This window comes from Streptomyces sp. G-G2, assembly GCF_030063135.1.
Classification (GTDB): Bacteria; Actinomycetota; Actinomycetes; order Streptomycetales; family Streptomycetaceae; genus Streptomyces.
The window spans coordinates 56483-77365 of the sequence record NZ_JASISO010000014.1 but is presented as its reverse complement, the minus strand read 5'-3'; the positions used below and the strand labels follow the sequence as shown (position 1 = coordinate 77365).

Here is a 20883-nt window from a genome sequence, read left to right as displayed (position 1 = left end):
GCTCCACTGACAGTGCCGCACCGGCGAGCGGTCACGAACGGTGCAGGGGGTTGGGCACGGCGCCGTGAACCACGGCGTGCGGGCGGTCGGGGCGGTCGCGGTAGCCGTTTTCGTGGAGCCGGTTGCGGTTCAGGCAGAGCCGGGCGATCTGCTCGCTGAGCAGGTCGAACAGCTCGTAGCGGTCCTTCAGCTCGGGGAAGCGGGCCTGGTACCGGAGGATCTCGGCCCGTACGAGCGCCCAGAACTCGTCCTCGGGGACGCCGAGCCGTTCCTCGCAGATCGCCGAGAGGTAGCGGAATACGCCCACGAAGAGTCCCGAGTGGATGAACTGCGGCAAGAAGTCGGCGGGCTCGGTGAGCAGCACCGCGCGGACGTCGTCGGGCATCTCCGCGTGCTCGGGCAGCGGCTCGCGGCTGACGTTGACGTCGTCGACGAAGTCCTTGACCGCGAGCCGGACCGGGACGTCGTTCTCGTCGAAGACCACGATCGTGTTCTCGCCGTGCGGGGAGAACACCGTGCCGTAGCGGTAGAGGAAGTGGAGCAGCGGCGGCAGCAGGGCGGTGAAGAGGTGCCGCAGCCAGACGGCCGGGGTGAGGCCGGAGCGGGCGACCAGCTCGGCGGCGAAGGAGCGGCCGCGCGGGTCGGTGTGGAGCAGCGAGGCGAGCGTACGGCCCCGCTCCCCGGGTGCGAGGTGGCGGGTGAGGGGCTCGCGCCAGATCGCCCCGAGCAGCTCGCGGTACTGGTAGGGGACCTCGGGCAGCTCGTCGTACACCGGGTGCCGCACGGTGACGGAGGCGACCTCGCCGAGCAGGATCACGCGGCATTCGTCGCGCAGGAAGGGGTCGGCGTCGCGCAGGGAGCGCACCCAGGCGGTGACCGCGGGGGCGGCGCGGGTGAGGTCGGTGGGCAGCCCGCGCCAGACCATGGTGTTGAAGACGGCGAGCGGCAGCTTGACGGTGTGCCGGTCGGGGCGGGTGAGGTTGAGGAAGGTGCGGATCGACTGCTGCGGGAGGCGTACGTCGAGGTCCGCGGGCAGCGGGACCAGCGCGCCGGAGGCCAGGGCGGGGGCGAAGAGGGGGAGCACGATCTCGTCCCACTGCCAGGGGTGGACCGGGAGGTAGAGGTAGCCGAGCGGGTCGAGGCCGCGGTCGCGCAGGGCCCGGTCGAAGACGGCGCGGGTGACGGGGTCCAGCTCGGCGGAGTAGAGCCGTGCGGGTTCTTCGAGGCCGCCCGTGCCGCGGTATTCGGCGAGCGAGGTGTGGGCGGCGAGCCAGGGCAGGCGCTGCCGGGTCCGGGCCTCGGGGGCCCAGGAGGCCGTGTCGGCCGCGGAGAAACCGAGGCGGCCCTTGTTGAGGACGAGCCAGGGGTGGCCGGTCTGGTGGCCCTCGAGTGCGGCGTAGTCGAGGTCGGCGAGCAGGTCGGCGGTGAGCGCGGTGTGGTCGATGCGCGCGTCGGCGGCGAGGGTGGCGCTCAGCTCGCGGACGAGGTGGCCGAGGGTGGAGCCGTCGAGGCCGAGCAGGGTGCGGGCGCGGACGAGGAAGCGGAACGGGTCCCCGAAGGCGGTGGCGGGCTCGGTCGAGGGGGGCGGCGCGGTGAGGGTCATGGTGGCGGGGTCGACCTGCCAGCTGCCGTAGGCGCGGCGGCGGGCCCGGAAGCCGAGGCGGCCGCCGTCATCGAGGGTGAGCGTCCAGGCGTCGCCCCGGGAGGCCGGGGCGGGGAGGGGCCGGACGATCTCCTCGTAGGCGAACTCGCCGAGCATCTTGGCCAGCAGGCGGCGGCAGGCTAAGTCCCAGGTCGGCCGGGTCAGCTCGGGTGGGATGCGGGGGTCCTGGGGCGACGGCGGGACGGCCGCGTCGGCGGAGTCGGGGGCAGCGGGAAAATTCGGCACAGGACTCCTCAGGATCGGGAACTTAGCTGCGTCGCGCAGAGTTTTTATGGTCAGAGGAGATTGCGCAGGGCCCTCTCACGGATCATCAGGGCGGCGCGTTTCTCGGGCAGGTCGATTTCCGTGGAGCAGCGGAAACCGGAGTTCAGGAAGGCTGTTACGGAGGGGGTGTTGCGGATGTCCGGTTCGGCGATGACGCGCGCGCAGCGGGGTCGGTTGTCGAGGACCAGGTCGGATACGGCGCGCAGCAGAGCGGTGCCGAGTCCCCTGCCGCGGTTCGTGCCGTCTCCGATGAGCAGGTGGATACCGGTGTCGTGGGGGCGCGCCGGGTAATGGCGCGCCAGCGGGTCGAGGTCGGCCCGGTAGATCTCCCAGTAGCTCATCGGGGTGCCGTCGAGGATTCCGACGCAGGGGATGCTGCGGCCGTCGCCGTCGAGTTGGTCCCGCAGATGTGCGGCGGTCACGGACGGGGGGCCCTGGAGTTCCCAGAAGGCGGCCACTTCGGGGTCGTTCATCCAGCGGGTGAGCAGTTCCAGGTCGCGTTCGAGGCGTACGGGTTCCAGGCGGAAGCCGCCGACGGGCGTGGCGGCGACGCCCCAGGCGGCCGGTGAGTCCAGGAGGTCGGCTTCGGCGAGCAGCGGCAGCAGCTCGGCGGGGAAGCGCAGTTCGAGGGTGTCGTCCGGGGCCGGACCGGTATCGGTGGAGGGCATCGGGGCTCTTCTCCGCGTCAGTCGTGAAGGGGGTTGGCGATGGTGACGTAGACGGACTGGGTGTCCACGGGGCCGACGAGTTCGTCGAGGCCGCCCAGGCGGGTGAGCAGGTTCGCCTTGCAGCGCAGGGTGGGCGAATCGAGCAGCTGCGCGGGGAGCGGGCCGTGGTCCGCGGCCTTGCCGAGGAAGCGGCGGAAGGCGGCGAGCAGGACGCGTTCGTCGGCGAGCCGCTGGGACCCGAAGGCTCCGATGAGGCCGAACACGTTGTTGATGCCCAGGTAGTAGGCGAAGCGTTCGTCGGTGACGGCGTCGGGGACGAAGGTGTCGCTGACGCCGCCGATGCCGGGGAGCCGGTGCTCCAGTTCCGCGCGGTGGGAGTCGCGGAAGTAGTAGCCCTGGTTGTCGCGGTAGCGGCCGCCGACGGGCCAGCCCGCCGGGTCGAGGAGGACCAGGGTGTTCTGCTGGTGGGCTTCGAGGGCGACGCCGGCGAGGGAGTCGAGGGCGAGCACGGGCAGGACGACGTGGTCGAGGTAGCGCAGGAACCACTCGGCGGCGACGGCGGAGGTGGGACGGTCGGTGGCGAGGGAGAGCCGGGCGACCAGATCGGCCAGGCGCGAGCGCATCGTGGCGCGGCCGGGGCGCGGACGGGGTGAGGTGAGCGCGGCGACACAGACGGCGTCGTCGCCCGGGCGGAAGGGGTTGTGGCGCAGCAGGGCGTCGAGGCCGGGGACGGGGGTGCCGTCCGGGGAGTCGACGGCGACCCAGGCGGGGTCGCGGACGATGTCGAAACCGGGGTGGGCCGCCTGCCACTCCTCGACCAGACCGGAGCGCAGCAGCCGGTGCACCTCGACGCCCCGGTGGAGTTCCTTGCGGAGGTTCTCCCGGCGGGAGTTGGTGATGCGCAGGCCCAGCGACAGCTTGAGCATCGCCGCGGCACCGGGGCGGTGGACGGTGCGGATGGAGGAGGTGGGGTACCAGGGGTCGCCGTGCGGCCCGAGGTCGTGCAGGAGTCCCGCGTCGAGGAGGGCGGCGACGGCGGGGCGTTGGAAGAGGTCACGCGCCTGCCAGGGGTGCAGGGGAAGGGGGGTGGCGCCGTCGGGCAGCCGGAGCCCGGGGGCGAGGCGGCCGAGGAGCCGTTCGGCGGGGACGGGGCGCCCCCGTTCGGTCCAGGCGGAGTCGGTGGCGAGGACGGAGGGGTCGACGGCGGTCCAGTGCAGCGGGAAGGAGCCGTGCAGTTCGGGTGAGTAGCGGCGGACGTCCGCCTCGGAGAGTCCCTCGCGGCTCTTCGGCGCGGGGTGGAGGGGGTGGCCGAGGAGCAGGGACTGTTCGGCGGTGAGGAAGAGGTCACCGGAGATGGGCGCGGGGGCTTCCGGGCGGGTGCGCCGGTCGGCGATGAACTCGGCGGTGCGGCGCACCGAGTCGGCGACCCGGCCCACCAGGTCGGCGCCGCCGCGCGCGCCGCCCTCACGGGCGATGAGCCCGGCGAGGGTCACTGCGTCCAGGGCGGGGGCTTCGGCCGGGGCGCCTTCGAGCCGGGCGGGGGCGAAGCGGTGCCAGCCCGCCGGGGACCAGTGCCGGACCGCTACCAGAAGGGCCGCGCCGGAGGCCGGAAGGGGGATGCGCAGCAGGGTTCCGAGGGGGCCTTGGGGGCGGCCGAGGCCACTTTCCCGGACCCAGCACCGCAGCAGGTTCTCGACGGCCGCCGCCTCGGCCGCGATGGCCGGGTCGGGGTGGTCCAGCAGGTCGGGGCCGGCCAGGCGGATCCCCGCCGCCCCTCGGGCGGATCCCGGGCCGGGGCCGGCCGGGGAGTCCGCACCCGGCTCGGGCTTGGGGGTGCCGTCCTTCTGCCGGGGGACGGTGGCCGGGGGTGCCACCGCGGCCTGCGGTGGGGCCGCCTCGGGAGCCGGGCGCGGGATGTGGCCGGGCGGGTCCGAAGGCTGGTGCGGCGTGGGATCGGGGGTGGAGATCACTGAGGTTCCTTGAGGAGGATCGGGTCAGAGGTGCCGGGTGCGTTCGACGGCGGTGATGGCATCGGCGAGGCGGTCCAGCACGGCCGCGGCCTGCTCGTCGGTGACGGTCAACGGGGGCAGCAGCCGTACGACGCTGGAGTGGCGGCCGCCCAGCTCGACGATGAGTCCGCGGTCCAGGCACTCCTGGCGCACGGCGGCGGCGAGGTGCGGGGCCCCACCCCCCGCACCGGCCCCGGCCCCGGACGCGGAGCCTGCTCCGGTCCTGGCCGCGGGCTCGTGGCCGCCCGCGGTCTCGGCCGCTCCGGGGGACGGGGGCTCCGGGGCTTCGGGGTCGATGAGTTCGACACCCAGCATCAGGCCGCGGCCGCGGACGTCGCCGATGGTGGGGTGGCCGGCGGCCAGAGAGCGGAGGGAGGCGAGCATCCGGTCTCCCAGGACGGCCGCGCGGGCGGCGAGGCCGTTCTGGCGGACGTGAGCGAGGGTGGCCGTGCCCGCGGCCATCGCGAGCTGATTGCCGCGGAAGGTACCGGCGTGGGCGCCCGGCTCCCAGGCGTCCAGTTCGCCCCGGTACACGATCACGGCGAGGGGCAGGCTGCCGCCGATCGCCTTGGACAGCACCATCACGTCCGGCACCACCCCGGCGTGGTCCACCCCCCAGAAGGCACCGGTGCGCCCGACTCCGGTCTGCACCTCGTCGGCGATCAGCGGGATGCCTCGGGCCGTGGTGATCTCGCGCATCCTGCGCAGCCAGGCGTCCGGGGCCGGGATGACCCCGCCCTCCCCCTGGACCGGTTCCAGGATCATCCCGGCGGGCACGGGGACCCCGCTCTTGGGGTCGTCGAGGAGGCTCTCGGTCCAGCGTGCCCCGAGCCGGGCGCCCTCGGGGCCGCCGACCCCGAAGGGGCAGGCGTAGTCCCGGGGGTAGGGCAGCCGGGTCACCCCGCTGTCCCGGGCGCCACCGGATGCGGCCAGGGCCCCGGCGGTCATGCCGTGGTAGGCGCCGGTGAAGGCGAGGAGCCCGCTGCGGCCGGTGGCGGTGCGGACCAGTTTGAGGGCCGCCTCGACCGCGTCCGTACCGGCCGGCCCGCAGAACTGGACGCGCGCGTCGGCCGCCAGCGCGGGCGGCAGGTTCGTGAACAGTTCGGTGGTGAAGGCGTCCTTGACCGGTGTGGCCAGGTCCAGGACGTGCAGGGGCGCGCCGGAGTCGATGACCTTGCGGATCGCCTCCAGCACCACGGGGTGGTTGTGGCCCAGGGCCAGGGTTCCGGCGCCGGAGAGACAGTCGAGGTAGCGGCGGCCGTCGGCGCCCTCGATGGTCATCCCGCGGGCCCGGACCGGGACGATGGGCAGCGCGCGGGCGTAGGTACGGGCGGCGGACTCCCGCAGCGACTGCCTGCGCAGGATGCCCTCGCGCTCACCTCCCGGCGCGGACTGCGACGGCACGGTGGGCGGGGGCACGGTGGGCGGGGGCACGGTCCATGCCGCCGCCGCGGCCTGCTCGGTCAAGGCCACGAGTGTCGGTCCTCCCACTTGGATCGCCCGGATCGCCCGGATCGCTTCGATCCCCCGGATCGCTTCGACCGCTCGGCTCACTGAGTCGCTTGCATCACTGAGATCGCTCGGATCGCTCTGTCGGGTTCTCCGGCCCGGCGCTCTCGCGGACCTCTCGTCCGGATCGCGTCTCGCACGCGAACGCCACTGCCCCATCCCCCGTACGTACCAACGACGATGACGCCGGGGGATCACGGCCAGGCGCCAAGATCCTTGTACGGAACGGGTGTCCGGCCGCAACCACCGCCCCGCCCGGTGCCGTCCCCCAGGGCAGCGGCATAGTGGGGTGCTGCACTCCACGCCACGAAACACCCAGGGGGATTCACGACATGCGACGACCGAACCGACCGGTCACCGCCGTACTGTGTGCGGCCGCGCTCGCGCTGACCGCCGCGGCCTGCGGACCCGGCAACGGTGAGGCCGGCGGAGACGCCAAGCCGACCGTGGCGGTGAGCCTCCCGTCCGGGTCCGACACCATCAAGGTCCCGGACGAGCTGAAGGCCAAGCTCAAGCAGCACGGCTTCGACCTGGACAAGTGGAAGGGAGGCGCATGGAAGAACTGGAAGAAGGAAGACTGGCTCCGCGAGGCGGGCGACTACGTCAACCCGATCATCGAGGGCCTGTGGGACCCGGACCGGATGCGTGACGCCGACGTCCCGCCGGACCGCCCCGTCACCGACCCGGATCTCGGCAAGGACCAGGGCGTCACCGACCCGACGCCCGTCCCGGTCACCGCGAAGGCGGCCGCGCCGCCCTTCCACCAGAGCGTCCCGGAGGCCGGGAAGGTCTTCTTCGACGGCCCCGAGGGCTCGATGGTCTGCTCGGCGACCGTCGTGAAGGACCCGGCGCACCCCGGCAAGTCCGACATGGTCTGGACCGCGGGCCATTGTGTCCACGCGGGCAAGAGCGGCGGCTGGTACCGCAACATCGCCTTCGTGCCCTCCTACAACAACGCGGGCAAGTCCGCGGCGCAGCTCAAGGGCGCGGCCCGCGAGCAGGTGGCTCCGTACGGCGTCTGGTGGAGCGACTGGGCCCAGACCTCGGACCAGTGGATCGCCACGGGCGGTCCGAGCGGCGGCGCGGGGGCCCCGTACGACTTCGCGGTGCTGCACGTGACCCCGGAGGCGGGCGGCGGCAAGTCGCTGGAGGAGACGGTCGGTTCGGCGCTCCCGGTGGAGTTCAACGCCCCGTCCGCGGCGAAGGTCGCGAGCATCACGGCGACCGGGTTCCCGGCGGCCAGCCCCTTCGACGGCCAGAAGGCCTACCAGTGCACCGACAAGCCGGGCCGCCTCTCGCTGGCCGCGGAAGCACCGGTGATGTACCGCATCGGCTGCACCATGACCGGCGGTTCTTCGGGCGGCGGCTGGGTGGCCACGGGCTCGGACGGCAAGCGCGCGCTGGTGTCGAACACCTCGATCGGCCCGGTCAAGGCCGGCTGGCTGGCCGGTCCGCGGCTGGGCTCGGAGGCCAAGGGCGTCTACGACGCGGTGAGCGGCAAGTTCAAGTAGGCGAACGGTCCGCGTGACGGACGAAGGGCCCCCCGCCGGTGGACGCTGTTGGTTAATTCGGGCCCGAGCGTGACGTCGGCTCCCAAGACCTGGTTGTGGTCTTGGGAGCCGACGTTGTCGTATGGGGAGGGTGTCGATGTCGATGCGGGCGAGCGAGCTGGACAAGATCCCGGCGGAGACGGTGCGTGTGGCTCGGGCTGCCTTCCGTAAGGGGAGCCTGGCGATCCGGGTCCGGATGAGCTGGGTCTTCTGTTCACGGATGAGGAGTTCGCGGCTCTGTTTCCGGTGCGGGGGAAGCCCGCCTGGTCACCGGGCCGGCTGGCACTCGTGCTGGTGTTGCAGTTCGTGGAAGGGCTGACCGACCGGCAGGCCGCGGAGGCTGTGCGGGCCAGGATCGACTTCAAGTACGCCCTCGGGCTGGAACTCGACAATCCGGGCTTCGACTTCTCGGTGCTCTCGGAGTTCCGGGACCGGCTGGTCGAGGCGGATGCCGGACGGCAACTGCTGGACGGCATCCTCGCCGCGGCCCGGGAGAAGAACCTGCTGGTCACGGGCGGGAAAGCCCGCACCGACTCCACGCATGTGCAGTCGGCGGCCCGTGAGCTGAACTGGCTGGAGATAGTCGCGGAGACACTGCGCTCCGCGCTGAACGCGCTCGCGGTCGCCGCTCCCGGCTGGCTGTGGGAGGTGGCCGATCCGGACTGGTTCCGCCACTACGCGAGTCGGGCTGAGGACTCCCGTTCCCCCAAGGCCCAAACCAAGCGGGACGAGGTGGGGCGGCGGATCGGGACGGACGGCATGCGGCTGCTGGCGGCCGCGACCACGCCCGACGCGCCCCCCGGACTGCGGGAAGTGGAACAGGTGGAGATCCTGCGGCAAGTCTGGGTGCAGCACTTCCACCTGGTCGGGGGCGAGGTGGTGCGGCGGGACCCAAAAGACCGGCCGCCGGGCGCGAAGCGCCTGGTCACCCCCTATGACGTCGAGACCCGCGGCAGCGTCAAGCGCGACACCATGTGGGACGGATACAAAGTCCACCTCACCGAAACCTGCGGAACCGATGGTCCGAACCTGATCACGAACGTGGCCACCACCGTCGCCACCGTTTTCGACCAACAGCAGGTGACCTGCCCGGATGGTGTCACCAGCACGCAGTGGCACCACCCCCACACATCCCAGGGCTTGCCCGTCATCCGGGTCCGCTTCAACCCTGCTGACTGCCGGGCCTGCCCCCACCTGCGCGACTGCGTCAGCTCTCCCAACGCCGAACGGCGTGAGATCACCCTTCGCCACCGGGAAGAACACGAGGCCCTCCACGCGGCCCGCACCGAGCAGCAGACCGACGCGTGGAAGACCCGCTACAAGATCCGGGCCGGGGTCGAGGGCACCATCTCCCAAGGCGTCGGGCGCTGCGGCCTGCGCAGATCCCGCTACCGGGGCCTCGCGAAGACCAGCCTCCAGCACCAGCTCACCGGCGCCGCCATCAACCTCGCCCGCATCGACACCCACCTCACCGACACACCCCGGGCCCGCACCCGCACCAGCCACTTCGCAGCACTTCGCCCCGCCGAGCCGAAGCTCAACGGGGCGAGGCAACCGGGCCCGAATTAACCAACAGCGTCCGCGTGCGGGGGGGCCCTTCGTCCGTCACGGCCTGGGCCGAGAGCGGTCGGTCAGTGCTTCGCGGGGATGTACGGCGCCAGCTCCGCGGCCAGTTCGGCGTGCACCCGCGCCTTGAGCAGGGTGCCCTCCGGGATGTGCTCCTCGGAGATCACCTCGCCCTCGGCGTGCGCCCGGGCGACCAGCCCGCCGCGCGTGTACGGCACGAGCGCCTCCAGCTCGACCGCGGGCCTGGGCAGCTCGGTGTCGATGAGGGTGAGCAGTTCCTCGATGCCCTGGCCCGTGCGGGCCGAGACGGCGATGGAGTGCCGCTCGATGCGCAGCAGCCGCTGCAGGACCAGCGGGTCCGCGGCGTCCGCCTTGTTGATGACCACGATCTCCGGCACGTTGACCGCGCCGACCTCGCGGATCACCTCGCGCACCGCCGCCAGCTGCTCCTCCGGCGCCGGGTGCGAGCCGTCCACGATGTGCAGGATGAGGTCGGAGTCGCCGACCTCCTCCATCGTGGAGCGGAACGCCTCGACGAGGTGGTGGGGCAGGTGCCGGACGAAGCCGACGGTGTCGGCCAGGGTGTAGACCCGGCCGCTCGGCGTCTCGGCCCGGCGCACGGTCGGGTCGAGGGTGGCGAACAGCGAGTTCTCCACCAGCACGCCCGCGCCCGTGAGGCGGTTGAGCAGCGAGGACTTGCCCGCGTTGGTGTATCCGGCGATGGCGACCGACGGCACCTTGTTGCGGCGCCGTTCCTGCCGCTTGATGTCGCGGCCGGTCTTCATGTCCGCGATCTCCCGGCGCATCTTCGCCATCTTCTCGCGGATCCGGCGCCGGTCCGTCTCGATCTTGGTCTCGCCGGGACCGCGCGTGGCCATGCCGCCACCGCCGCCGCCACCCATCTGCCGGGACAGCGAGGCACCCCAGCCGCGCAGTCGCGGCAGCATGTACTGCATCTGCGCGAGCGCGACCTGCGCCTTGCCCTCTCGGGACTTGGCGTGCTGGGCGAAGATGTCGAGGATCAGGGCGGTCCGGTCGACCACCTTGACCTTGACCACGTCTTCGAGGGCGATCAGCTGGCCGGGACTCAGCTCGCCGTCGCACACGACGGTGTCGGCCCCGGTCTCGGTGACGATGTCGCGCAGCTCGCGGGCCTTGCCGGAGCCGATGAAGGTGGCCGGGTCGGGCTTGTCGCGGCGCTGGATGACACCGTCGAGGACGAGGGCGCCGGCGGTCTCGGCGAGGGCGGCCAGCTCCGCGAGGGAGTTGTCCGCGTCCTGCGCGGTGCCGGTGGTCCAGACGCCGACGAGGACCACGCGCTCCAGGCGGAGCTGGCGGTACTCGACCTCGGTGACGTCCTCGAGTTCGGTGGAGAGGCCGACGACGCGCCGCAGGGCGGCTCGCTCGGAGCGTTCCAGCTGCTCGCCGTCGCGGTCCCCGTCGACCTTGTGGCTCCAGGCGACGTCCTCTTCCATCAGGGCATCGGCCCGAAGGCTCTCGGTGAAGCTCTGCGCGTCCCTCGCCTCGGAGGAGGTCGAGTCCTGCGCGTCCTGGGAAGGGGAAGAAGAGGAGGTCATTGGATCCTTACGTCGTTTTCGGATGCGTCTGCCGGTACCACCGCGCACTCCTGCACACGGCCGTGTACTACGACTACGTACAACGTGTCACACCGGCCGGAGATTCCCTACGGGAGCCGGGCCCGGCGGCGGGCGTCGCCGACCTGTCGATGGTGACATGCCCGTTCCCCGCCCGTCACACCCTTTTCTCACGCGTTCTTCGGCGTGCTCCACTCCGGATGTCCGGGCATCGCCGGGGTCCGCTGCCCGTACAGCCAGGGCCGCAGGAAGGCGGTCAGGTCCCGTCCGGCCACGTCCGAGGCCAGCCGTACGAAGTCCTCCGTACCCACCACCTCGTCGTGGTTGCGGGCCACCCAGCGGCGCTCGATGTCCTCGAACGCGGCCTTGCCGACCTCTTGGCGCAGGGCGTAGAGGGCCAGCGCGGCGCCGTCGTAGACCACCGGCCGGAAGAGGCCGATCTTCTCCCCGGGCGCGGCGGGCTTGGGGGCGGCCGGGGGGCCGCCCGCGGCCCGCCACTGGTCGGAGCGCTGGTACGCCTCGCGCATCCGCCGGTCCAGGGAGTACTTGCCGAGGCCGTCGGCGTACAGGGCCTCGTACCAGGTGGCGTGTCCCTCGTTGAGCCACAGGTCGGACCAGGTCCGCGGGGTGACGCTGTCGCCGAACCACTGGTGGGCCAGCTCATGGACCATGATCGAATCGACGTACCACTCGGGGTAACCCGGCTCGGTGAAGATCCCCCGCTCGAAGAGCGAGAGCGTCTGGGTCTCCAGCTCGAAGCCGGTGCGGGCCTGGGCGATGAGCACTCCGTACGTCTCGAAGGGATAGCGGCCGACCCGCTCCTCCATCCACTCCATCTGCGCCGGGGTCTTCTTCAGCCAGGGCTCCAGCCGCTGCTGGTCGGCGGCGGGCACCACGTCCCGCAGGTCCATCCCGCGCGGGCCGCGCCGGTGGACGACCGCGGACCGGCCCACGGAGACCTGGGCCAGCTCCGTCGCCATGGGGTGCAGCGTGTGGTAGGTCCAGGTGGCCGGGCCCCCGGCGCGGTGCTTCACCAGGCCGGGCAGCCCGTTGGCGACCGCGGTCAGCCCGTCCGGCACGGTGATCCGGAAGGTGTAGTACGCCTTGTCCACGGGGTGGTCGTTGCAGGGGAAGACCCGGTGGGCGGCGTCGGCCTGGTTGGCCATGACCAGCCCGTCGGAGGTGGGCACCCAGCCGCCGTCCCCGCCGCCGCGCGGATCGCTGGTGTGGTGGACGGTGATGCGCAGCGTCTCCTCGGCCGCCACGGGGCGCTCGGGGGTCAGTACGAGGTCCTCCCCCACGCTCACGAACTGCGCCGGGCGGTCGTTGATCTCGGCGGACAGGACCTTGCCGCGGGTGAAGTCGAGGTTGACCCGCTCCAGGGCCGTGGTGGCGCGGGCGTCGATGACGGTGACCGCGTCGAGCGGGCTGCTGTTGTCCTTGTAGGTGAAGGACAGGTCGTACGAGCGGACGTCGTAACCGGGGTTGCCCAGATCGGGGAAGAGCCGGTCGCCGACGCCGAGGGGCCGGGGCGGCGGCAGGACGGCGGCGACGAGGGTGAGTGAGGCCGCGGTGAGCAGGACGGCCCGCAGGCGGGGGGAGGTGAGGCGCATCCACCACCGCTTACCAGCGCCCGCCGCCCGGGCCCGCTCCGGCGCGTCGGACGCGCGGGCGGCCCCACTCGAAGGGGTGGTTCCGGACCCGTCCGGGCGGCCTTTCCCGCCCGCCCCGTGCCCCTCCCGTTCCCCCCGTCCCCCTCCCCCGCGCCCCCGCTACACGCGCCCGACGTCGTAGACGCCCGGTACGTCCCGCATGGCCCGCATCAGCCCCGGCAGCGCGCTGGCGTCGCGCAGGTGCAGGGTGTAGGTGTGCCGGACCCGCTGCTCGATCGGCGCTTCGACGGTGGCCGAGATGACCTCGACGCCCTCGTGGGCGATGGCTTCGGTGAGATCGGCCAGCAGGTGCGGCCGCCCGAACGATTCGGCGACCAGGGTGACCCGGCAGTCCGCGGTGGCCCGCCAGTGCACGGCGACCGAGGTCCGCCCCAGGGACCGCATCTGTTCCACGGCCGGGCAGGCGATGCGGTGCACGGTGACGGCCCCGCCGCGTACGACGAACCCCGCGACCGAGTCGGGGGGTACCGGGGTGCAGCACCCGGCGAGCCGTACGGTCGCGTCCGGCAGGTCCGCGACGGCGTTGCGCCCGCCGGGCCGCAGGCTCACCATCGGCAGCGGCGCCCGGGGCGGCGCGGTGGGGGCCTTGACCGCGGCGGGGTGGGACTGGAGCCAGCGGCCGATGGCGATCCGGGCGGCCGGGGTACGGGCGTGGTCGAGCCAGTCGGCGGCGGGCCCGGAGGTGGAGTCGTGCGCGAGCAGGAGCTGCACGGTGTCGGCATCGGCCAGCGGGGTGGCCAGGGAGGTGAGGCGCCCGTTGACCCGGGCGCCGATACAGCCGTGCGCGGCCTCGCCGTACTGGGCGTAGGCCGCGTCGATACAGCTGGCCCCGGCCGGAAGGCTGATGGTGCCGTCCGCGCCCCCGCCGTCGGCCCGGAAGACGGTGATCTCGCGGTCCTGGGCCAGCTCGTCGCGCAGCGAGCTCCAGAACGCGTCGGGGTCGGGCGTGGACTGCTGCCAGTCCAGCAGCCGGGAGAGCCAGCCGGGCCGGGTGGGGTCGACGCGCTCCTCGTCGCCGTCGGCGTCGGCGGCGGCCTCGCCGAAGGTGTAGGGGTTGCCGAGGGCGACCACCCCGGCCTCGGCGACCCGGTGCATCTGGCGGGTGCGCACGATGACCTCGGCGACGTCGCCCCCGGGGGTGGCGATGGCGGTGTGCAGGGACTGGTACAGGTTGAACTTGGGTACGGCGATGAAGTCCTTGAACTCGGAGACCACCGGGGTGAAGCAGGTGTGCAGTTCGCCGAGGACCCCGTAGCAGTCGGCGTTCTCGGCGACCAGGACGAGGAGCCTGCCGAAGTCGGAGCCGCGCAGTTCGCCCCGGGTGAGGGAGATCCGGTGGACCGAGACGAAGTGCCGGGGGCGGATCTGTACTTCCGCCTGGATGCCGGACTCGCGCAGTACGGCCCGGACGGAGTCGGCGATGGCGGGGAGCGGGTCCCGTTCGCCCGCGTGGGCGGCGATGAGGCCGCGCGTGCGCTCGTACTCCTCGGGGTGCAGGATCGCGAAGACGAGGTCTTCCAGCTCGGTCTTGAGGGCCTGTACGCCGAGCCGCTCGGCCAACGGGATGAGGACGTCCCGGGTGACCTTGGCGATGCGGGCCTGTTTCTCCGGTCGCATCACGCCGAGGGTGCGCATGTTGTGCAGTCGGTCGGCGAGTTTGATGGACATGACGCGGACGTCGTTGCCGGTGGCGACGAGCATCTTGCGGAAGGTCTCGGGCTCGGCGGCGGCGCCGTAGTCGATGCGCTCGACCTTGGTCACGCCGTCGACGATGAAGCGGACCTCGTCACCGAACTCCGCGCGGACCTGATCGAGGGTCACCTCGGTGTCCTCGACGGTGTCGTGGAGGAGCGAGGCCGTCAACGTGGTGGTCTCGGCGCCGAGTTCGGCCAGGATCAGCGTCACGGCGAGCGGGTGGGTGATGTAGGGCTCGCCGCTCTTGCGCATCTGGCCGCGGTGGGAGGTCTCGGCGAGCAGGTAGGCCCGGCGCAGTACGGACAGGTCCGCGTCCGGATGGTGGGCGCGGTGGGCTTCTGCGACGTGCCCGATGGCATCGGGCAGCCGGTCCCGGGACGTCGGCCCGAGCAGGGCCGCACGGCCCAGCCTGCGCAGATCGAGCCGAGCCCGGCCGCGTCTGCGGAACTCGGGTCGTGCGTCGGGGTTCGTGGCCTCTGCACTCATGGGGCACCTCCGGCGGCTTCGACCGGCGGTGGTGGGCATGGGGTGCGCCCTCAGGGCCGGTGCCTGATGCTACCGACCCCACCACGTGGCGCAGTCCAGCTCTCGCCCAGCGTGAAACGGATCACCCATTGGAGGGAAGCTTTAGCCGAAAGCCGTTTCGGTGAGCCAGGCCGGATCGAACTCGCCCGCGGCCACGATGACGGCCGGTCCGGTCATGTCGACCGAGCCGTCGGGGTGTTCGGTGATGACCAGGGTTCCGCCGGGCAGGTCGACGGTGTACGTCACGGGCTCGCCCGTGACGGAGGGGTCGGCGCCGTCGCGGCGGGCGGTGGCCACGGCGACGGCGCAGGCGCCCGTGCCGCAGGAGCGGGTCTCGCCGGAGCCGCGTTCGTGGACGCGCATGGCGACGTGCCGGGGGCCTCGGTCGACGACGAACTCGACGTTGACACCCGTCGGGTAGGCGGACGCCGGGGCGAAGTCCGGGGCGGCGAACAGGTTTCCGGCGTCGTCGAGGCAATCAACGAACGCGACGGCGTGCGGGTTCCCCATGTTCACGTTCCGCGCCGCCCAGGTGTTCGGTCCGACGGTGACGCTGACCTCGCCCGCGGGGAGCGCGGCGCGGCCCATGGCGACGGTGACGTCGCCGGCCTTGTCGAGGTGGACGCGCTTGACACCGCCACGGGTCGCGACGGCGACGTCACCGGCCTCGATGTGACCGGCGTACTGGAGGTAGCGGGCGAAGACGCGGACGCCGTTGCCGCACATCTCGGCGATGGAACCGTCGCCGTTGCGGTAGTCCATGAACCACTCGGCCTCGTCGGCCATCGAGCGGGCCTCGGGGTGGGCGGCGGAGCGCACGACGTGCAGCAGCCCGTCGCCGCCGACCCCGGCCCGGCGGTCGCACAGCACGGCGACGGCGGCGGCGGGCAGGTCGATGGCGTTGTCCGGGTCGGGAACGATCACGAAGTCGTTCTCGGTCCCGTGTCCCTTGAGGAAGGCGAGCGGCGCGGTAGTGGTCACCCTCACATCGTACAAACCCGGGCGGCGGAAGGGGTCAGCGGAGCCGGGCCACGCGCAGTACGGCCAGGGCCACCACGGTCAGGGCGACCAGCGCGTAGAGGGCGGCGATGCGCCAGTCCAGGCGGCGGCCGGAGCCGCGTGCGGGCAGGCCCGGCCAGGTGTAGCCGACGCGACGGGCGGCCATCATGCCCCAGCCGCCCGCGCAGGAGCTGATCAGCAGCCCCAGCATGGCCACCACGGCGCCGCCGTCACCGAACTCGAAGGCGAGCGGGAAGGCGAACATCAGCGAGCCCGCCGCGGCCAGGATGACGATGGGGGCGATCTGCCAGATCCGCAGGCGGCGCTGCGGGCGCAGCTCGACCTCGAACGCGGGGGCCTGTGCGGCGGCGTCCGCGCCGTCCAGACCGTCCAGGGCGCCGAGCGCGCCCAGCACGCCGAGTCCGACCAGTCCGTCGGTCCCGTCCGGGCCGTCGGGGGTCAGTCGCGCGGGTTCGGCGGGCAGGCCCAGTCCGTCCTGAAGCACCGGATCCGCTTCCCGCCGGTTGCTGTCCCGCCCGGTGTCACGAGGGCCGGCCTCCATCGCCACGCGCCCTCCCCACTCGGACTTCCTACGCCGTCGATCGCGGCCGGTGACCACACCGGCCGGAGTTTGATGATGGCACGGCCCCGGGCCCCGAACGGGCGCCCGGAGCGTCCCGATGCCATCACGTGATCAGGCTGTGACCGCTCGTTCGACCAACGACTGCGCGAGCCCGGGGAGTTCCGCACGGTCCGCGGCGGCCCCGCTGAGCCAGTGGACCCTGGGGTCCCGCCGGAACCAGGAGTCCTGACGGCGCGCGAACCGCTTCGTGGCGCGCACCGTTTCGGCCTTGGCCTCGGCCTCGGTGCAGCTCCCGGCCAGCGCGTCCAGCACCTGCTGGTAGCCGAGGGCGCGGGAGGCGGTGACGCCGCCCCGCAGCCCCTGGGCCTCCAGCGCCCGTACCTCCTCGACGAGGCCGTCCTCCCACATGCGGTCCACGCGCAGGGTGATCCGCTCGTCCAGCTCGGGCCGGCCCACGTCCACACCGATCTGCACGGTGTCGTAGACGGACTCGTGACCGGGCAGGTTCGCGGTGTACGGGCGCCCGGTGATCTCGATGACCTCCAGCGCCCGGACGATCCGGCGGCCGTTGCTGGGCAGGATCGCGAGGCCGGCGGCCGGGTCGGCGGCGGCGAGGCGCGCGTGCAGGGCGCCGGGGCCGCGCAGGGTGACCTCTTCCTCCAGCCTGGCCCGGACGGCCGGGTCGGTGCCGGGGAACTCCATGGCGTCCAGCGCGCCGCGGACGTACAGCCCGGAGCCGCCGACGAGGACGGGCGTACGGCCCTCGGCGAGCAGCCGGTCGATCTCGATCCGCGCGAGGCGCTGGTACTCGGCGACGCTCGCGGTTTCCGTCACGTCCCAGACGTCGAGGAGCCGGTGGATGACGCCGCCGCGCTCCTCCGTCGTCAGTTTGGCGGTACCGATGTCCATCCCACGGTAGAGCTGCATGGAGTCGGCGTTGACGACTTCCCCGTCGAAATGACGGGCCAGGGCCACGCCCAGATCTGATTTTCCGGCTGCCGTGGGGCCGACGACGGCGATGACCCGCGGTGCGGGGGCTGCGCTTCTCACCGCACCAGTCTCGCAAACCCTCGGGCGTGTACCCGATCGAGTTACGTGACGGGGCGTGGGCCGGATCGTTGCCCTGGCGAGGTTCCGGCCCGGCGAGCGACCGGTGGAAGCCGGTCCGGCCAAGGCGGAACTTCACCCTCACGAGTAACGTTATGGGAGTAGACATGGGCGTTTTTGATCGGTTTCGCCGGAAGTCCGCGGAAGCCACCGAGGAGTCCGTCGTGGAGCCGGCCGAGGAGGTCGCCGCGGCGGCCCCCACGGCCGGGTCCGAAGTGACCGACGAGGTCGCGGCCGCGACGGAGACCCCCGCGCCGGAAGGCGGCGTGGAGATCCCCAAGCAGCAGTGCGCGGAGGAAGCCGCGGACAGCGAGGCCGGTGAGGGCGCCCGTACGTAATTGCCACTGCCACTGGAAGGTGTCCCATGGGCCTGCTGGACAATTTGAAGGCCAAGCTCGCTCCGGCCAAGGACAAGATCGGCGGCCTCGCGCAACAGCACGAGGGCAAGATCGGTGAAGGACTGGACAAGGTCGCCAAGGCCGTGGACTCCAAGACCAAGGGCAAGTACAGCGGCCAGATCTCGTCCGGCACGGACAAGGCGAAGGACGCCCTGGGCAAGGTGGCGCACAAGGACAGCCCCGGCGGGCCGACACCGCCGGCGTCTGCCTGACGCACTGACGTGATCCCGGAAAGGGGCGCGGGGTTCTCCCCGCGCCCCTTTTTCCGTACGTCTTTTTCCGGACCGGGTGTGTCAGGTCGCGGCCGCGGAGGCGGCTAGGACCAGGCGGCGACGAAGTAGCCGACGCCGTAGGGGGCGTCCTCGTACAGCAGGCGGCCTTCGAGGCCCGCGCCCTCGGCGGCGCCCGCCAGGACCTGCCAGGGGGCCCGGCCCGCGGCCTTCAGCTCGGCCGCGAGGCGCGGGTCGATCGCGGCCAGGGCGGCGACGTCGGCGGCGGCCAGCGCGTGGGCGGCGGCGGCGTCGAAGGCTTCGGCGCGCTCGTCTAGGTAACCGGGGGCCTTCAGGGTCCGGCAGGCGCTGCCGTCACCCATCACGAGCAGTGCGACCCGTTCGGCGCGGGCGGCCAGCTCGCGACCGGTCGCCAGGCAGTCGGCGGTGGTCAGGGGCTCCTCCACGCCGAGGCCGTCCACGGGGGCGCCGGACCAGGCGGTGTGGGCGAGCAGCCAGGCGGCCACGGCGAGGGACACCGGCAGGGGGCGGCCGGCGTCCGGCCGGGCCTGGGCCGGGTCCTGGGCCGCGTGCTGGGCCGGGTGCGGGTGCCGGCCGAGGTGTACGTCGCTCACCACACCGAAGCCGTGGAAGCCGCCCCGGGAGCCCTGGGGGTACGGGCCCCCCGCGCCGGGGTCGGCGGGCCCGACCACGACCAGGCGGTCGGGGCGCGAGGCGGCGAGCACCGCGAGGGCGTCCGAGCAGGCGGTCCGGGCGTCGGCGAGTTCACCGGCGGCTCCGGCGGCCACCGGGGGGACGAGGAGGGGCGGGGCGGGGCAGACGGCTGCGGCTACGAGCATGATCGGCAGCCTAGTCGGCGGGCCGGGGCGGTGGTCCGGGGCGGGGTCGTGGCGCCGCACGCCCCGGCGGGGCTGGTTTGCCCCTGGCTCCGCCGGGCCCGGGGCCGGTGCGGGCCCGGGGCCGGTGCGGGCCTGGGGCGCCCACCGCCCCGCTGAGCCGGAGGTGTGCCCCCGGCTCCGCCGGGCCTGGGGGCCGGTGCGTGCCCGGGGTGCCTCCGGCGGCGCCTCAAACGCCGGCGAGGCTGAGTTGGCCGGGCTGGGCGGGGTGTGCCCGCCAGGCAAGGTGTGGCCCGCGGGGAAAGGTGTGCCCGGCAGGGAAGGTGTGGCCCGCGGGGAGAGGTTCGCACGGCCGGGCAAGGTGTGCCCCGCCGGGCTGGGGTAGTCCGACCGGGGTTGGTTTGACCGGACGGGGCTGCGTTTGGTCCGTGGGTCAGGCCGTGGGGGTGGCGCAGGGGGACGTGATGACGGGGAGGGGGGTGGGGAGGCCCAGGGTGGGGATTCCCAGCATGACGCCCGCGGGCTGCGGCGGGGCGGCGTTCCGCTTCTCCCACGCGTCGCCCGCGCGGGTGCGGCGTACCGACAGCGTCGGGCCCTCGGCCAGCAGGTGGTGCGGGGCGGCGTAGGTGATGTCCACCGTCACCACGTCACCCGGACGGACCTCCGCGTCCGGCTGGGTGAAGTGCACGAGGCGGTTGTCGGCGGCACGCCCGGACAGCCGGTGCGTGGCGCCGTCCTTGCGGCCCTCGCCCTCCGCGACCATGACCTCCAGGGTGCGGCCGACCTGCTTCTTGTTCTCGTCCCAGGAGATCTCCTCCTGCAGGGCGACCAGGCGCATGTACCGCTCCTGGACGACCTCCTTGGGAATCTGCCCCTCCATGTCGGCCGCCGGGGTACCGGGCCGCTTGGAGTACTGGAAGGTGAAGGCGTTCGCGAAGCGCGCCTCGCGCACGGCGTGCATCGTCTGCTGGAAGTCCTCCTCGGTCTCGCCGGGGAAGCCCACGATGATGTCGGTGGAGATCGCCGCGTGCGGAATGGCCGCGCGGACCTTCTCGATGATCCCGAGGAACCGGTCCTGCCGGTACGAGCGGCGCATCGCCTTGAGGATGGAGTCCGAACCGGACTGCATCGGCATGTGCAGCTGCGGCATCACGTTCGGGGTCTCGGCCATCGCGGCGATCACGTCGTCCGTGAAGTCGCGCGGGTGCGGCGAGGTGAAGCGGACCCGCTCCAGGCCCTCGATCTGCCCGCAGGCGCGCAGCAGCTTCGAGAACGCCTCGCGGTCGCCCATGCCGGAGCCGTACGCGTTGACGTTCTGGCCGAGCAGGGTGATCTCGGAGACGCCCTCGGCGACCAGGGCCTCGATCTCGGCGAGGATGTCGCCCGGACGGCGGTCCTCCTCCTTGCCGCGCAGCGCGGGCACGATGCAGAAGGTGCAGGTGTTGTTGCAGCCGACGGAGATCGACACCCAGGCGGCGTACGCGGACTCGCGGCGGGTCGGCAGCGTGGACGGGAACGCCTCCAGCGACTCGGCGATCTCGACCTGCGCCTCCTCCTGGATCCGGGCGCGCTCCAGCAGCACCGGCAGCTTGCCGATGTTGTGCGTGCCGAAGACCACGTCCACCCAGGGGGCCCGCTTGACGATCGTGTCGCGGTCCTTCTGCGCGAGGCAGCCGCCGACGGCGATCTGCATGCCGGGGCGCTTGGTCTTCATGGGCGCGAGTCGGCCGAGGTTGCCGTACAGCTTGTTGTCCGCGTTCTCGCGGACAGCGCAGGTGTTGAACACGACGACGTCGGCGTCGCCGTCGGAGCCCTCGGGCGCGCGGACGTACCCGGCGCCCTCCAACAGGCCCGAGAGCCGCTCGGAGTCGTGCACGTTCATCTGGCATCCGTACGTACGGACCTCGTACGTGCCCTTGTTCTCCATGACGTCCACTGCTCCACCCGGCTCCACGCTGCTCATGTGACAAGGGTAGGCGCTCGGCGCGCCGTGACAGGACGCCGGTCGGCTGG

15 protein-coding genes and 1 pseudogene are annotated in these 20883 nt (G+C 72.7%); 4 read left to right on the top strand and 12 right to left on the bottom strand.

The features are described 5' to 3' along the window. Positions 1-31: 31 nt before the first annotated feature. The 4 genes from QMF80_RS13965 to QMF80_RS13950 are packed head-to-tail and all read right to left on the bottom strand — an operon-like array spanning position 32 to position 6023. A complete protein-coding gene (locus QMF80_RS13965) occupies positions 32-1888 on the bottom strand; it encodes an IucA/IucC family protein (protein WP_283453001.1) in 1857 nt (618 codons plus the stop codon). Positions 1889-1938: 50 nt separating this feature from the next. After that, positions 1939-2595 carry a GNAT family N-acetyltransferase gene (locus QMF80_RS13960; RefSeq protein WP_283452999.1) on the bottom strand — a complete coding sequence of 219 codons (657 nt, stop codon included), beginning with the start codon at positions 2593-2595 and terminating at the stop codon, positions 1939-1941. 17 nt (positions 2596-2612) lie between these two features. Further along, positions 2613-4565, bottom strand: coding sequence for an IucA/IucC family protein (locus QMF80_RS13955; protein WP_283452997.1), 1953 nt, complete (start codon positions 4563-4565; stop codon positions 2613-2615). 24 nt (positions 4566-4589) lie between these two features. Beyond that, entirely contained in the window at positions 4590-6023 is a 1434-nt protein-coding gene (locus QMF80_RS13950; RefSeq protein WP_502962843.1) for a diaminobutyrate--2-oxoglutarate transaminase family protein, read from the bottom strand. Between the two features lie 422 nt (positions 6024-6445). Between QMF80_RS13950 and QMF80_RS13945 the strand changes: the two genes are divergently transcribed. Both QMF80_RS13945 and QMF80_RS13940 read left to right on the top strand, forming a co-directional pair. Beyond that, positions 6446-7624, top strand: a complete 1179-nt coding sequence (locus QMF80_RS13945; RefSeq protein WP_283452995.1) for a trypsin-like serine peptidase — start codon at positions 6446-6448, stop codon at positions 7622-7624. A gap of 136 nt (positions 7625-7760) precedes the next feature. Beyond that, positions 7761-9232: pseudogene (locus QMF80_RS13940) on the top strand (transposase). Between the two features lie 62 nt (positions 9233-9294). On the opposite strand, the gene hflX reads toward QMF80_RS13940, so the two are convergent. The 6 genes from hflX to miaA form a co-directional block, all read right to left on the bottom strand. Next, positions 9295-10806 carry a GTPase HflX gene (gene hflX, locus QMF80_RS13935; protein ID WP_283452993.1) on the bottom strand — a complete coding sequence of 504 codons (1512 nt, stop codon included), beginning with the start codon at positions 10804-10806 and terminating at the stop codon, positions 9295-9297. A 188-nt stretch (positions 10807-10994) separates the two neighbouring features. Beyond that, positions 10995-12437 (bottom strand): M1 family metallopeptidase, encoded by a 1443-nt coding sequence (locus tag QMF80_RS13930; protein WP_283452992.1) that lies wholly within the window; start codon positions 12435-12437, stop codon positions 10995-10997. Positions 12438-12596: 159 nt separating this feature from the next. Next, a complete protein-coding gene (locus tag QMF80_RS13925) occupies positions 12597-14678 on the bottom strand; it encodes a RelA/SpoT family protein (protein ID WP_283452990.1) in 2082 nt (693 codons plus the stop codon). Positions 14679-14819: 141 nt separating this feature from the next. Continuing rightward, positions 14820-15698: a diaminopimelate epimerase gene (gene dapF, locus QMF80_RS13920; RefSeq protein WP_283452989.1), complete on the bottom strand. Its 879-nt coding sequence runs from the start codon at positions 15696-15698 to the stop codon at positions 14820-14822. Positions 15699-15732: 34 nt separating this feature from the next. Next, the gene (locus QMF80_RS13915; protein ID WP_283453101.1) at positions 15733-16278 is read right to left on the bottom strand and encodes a hypothetical protein; all 546 of its coding nucleotides are present in this window, start codon (positions 16276-16278) and stop codon (positions 15733-15735) included. A gap of 132 nt (positions 16279-16410) precedes the next feature. Continuing rightward, entirely contained in the window at positions 16411-17349 is a 939-nt protein-coding gene (gene miaA / locus QMF80_RS13910) for a tRNA (adenosine(37)-N6)-dimethylallyltransferase MiaA (protein ID WP_283452988.1), read from the bottom strand. A gap of 164 nt (positions 17350-17513) precedes the next feature. Here miaA and QMF80_RS13905 point away from each other — a divergent pair, with 164 nt between their 5' ends. Further along, a complete protein-coding gene (locus tag QMF80_RS13905; RefSeq protein ID WP_283452987.1) occupies positions 17514-17744 on the top strand; it encodes a hypothetical protein in 231 nt (76 codons plus the stop codon). 26 nt (positions 17745-17770) lie between these two features. Then, positions 17771-18016 carry an antitoxin gene (locus QMF80_RS13900; protein ID WP_283452985.1) on the top strand — a complete coding sequence of 82 codons (246 nt, stop codon included), beginning with the start codon at positions 17771-17773 and terminating at the stop codon, positions 18014-18016. A 104-nt stretch (positions 18017-18120) separates the two neighbouring features. Here the strand turns inward: QMF80_RS13900 and QMF80_RS13895 are convergent, their stop codons facing one another. Together QMF80_RS13895 and miaB are read right to left on the bottom strand one after the other, a co-directional pair. Further along, on the bottom strand, positions 18121-18873 hold the full coding sequence (locus QMF80_RS13895) for a class III extradiol dioxygenase subunit B-like domain-containing protein (protein WP_283452983.1): 753 nt from the start codon (positions 18871-18873) through the stop codon (positions 18121-18123). Between the two features lie 430 nt (positions 18874-19303). Next, positions 19304-20797, bottom strand: a complete 1494-nt coding sequence (miaB, locus tag QMF80_RS13890; protein ID WP_283453099.1) for a tRNA (N6-isopentenyl adenosine(37)-C2)-methylthiotransferase MiaB — start codon at positions 20795-20797, stop codon at positions 19304-19306. Between the last annotated feature and the right edge of the window lie 86 nt (positions 20798-20883).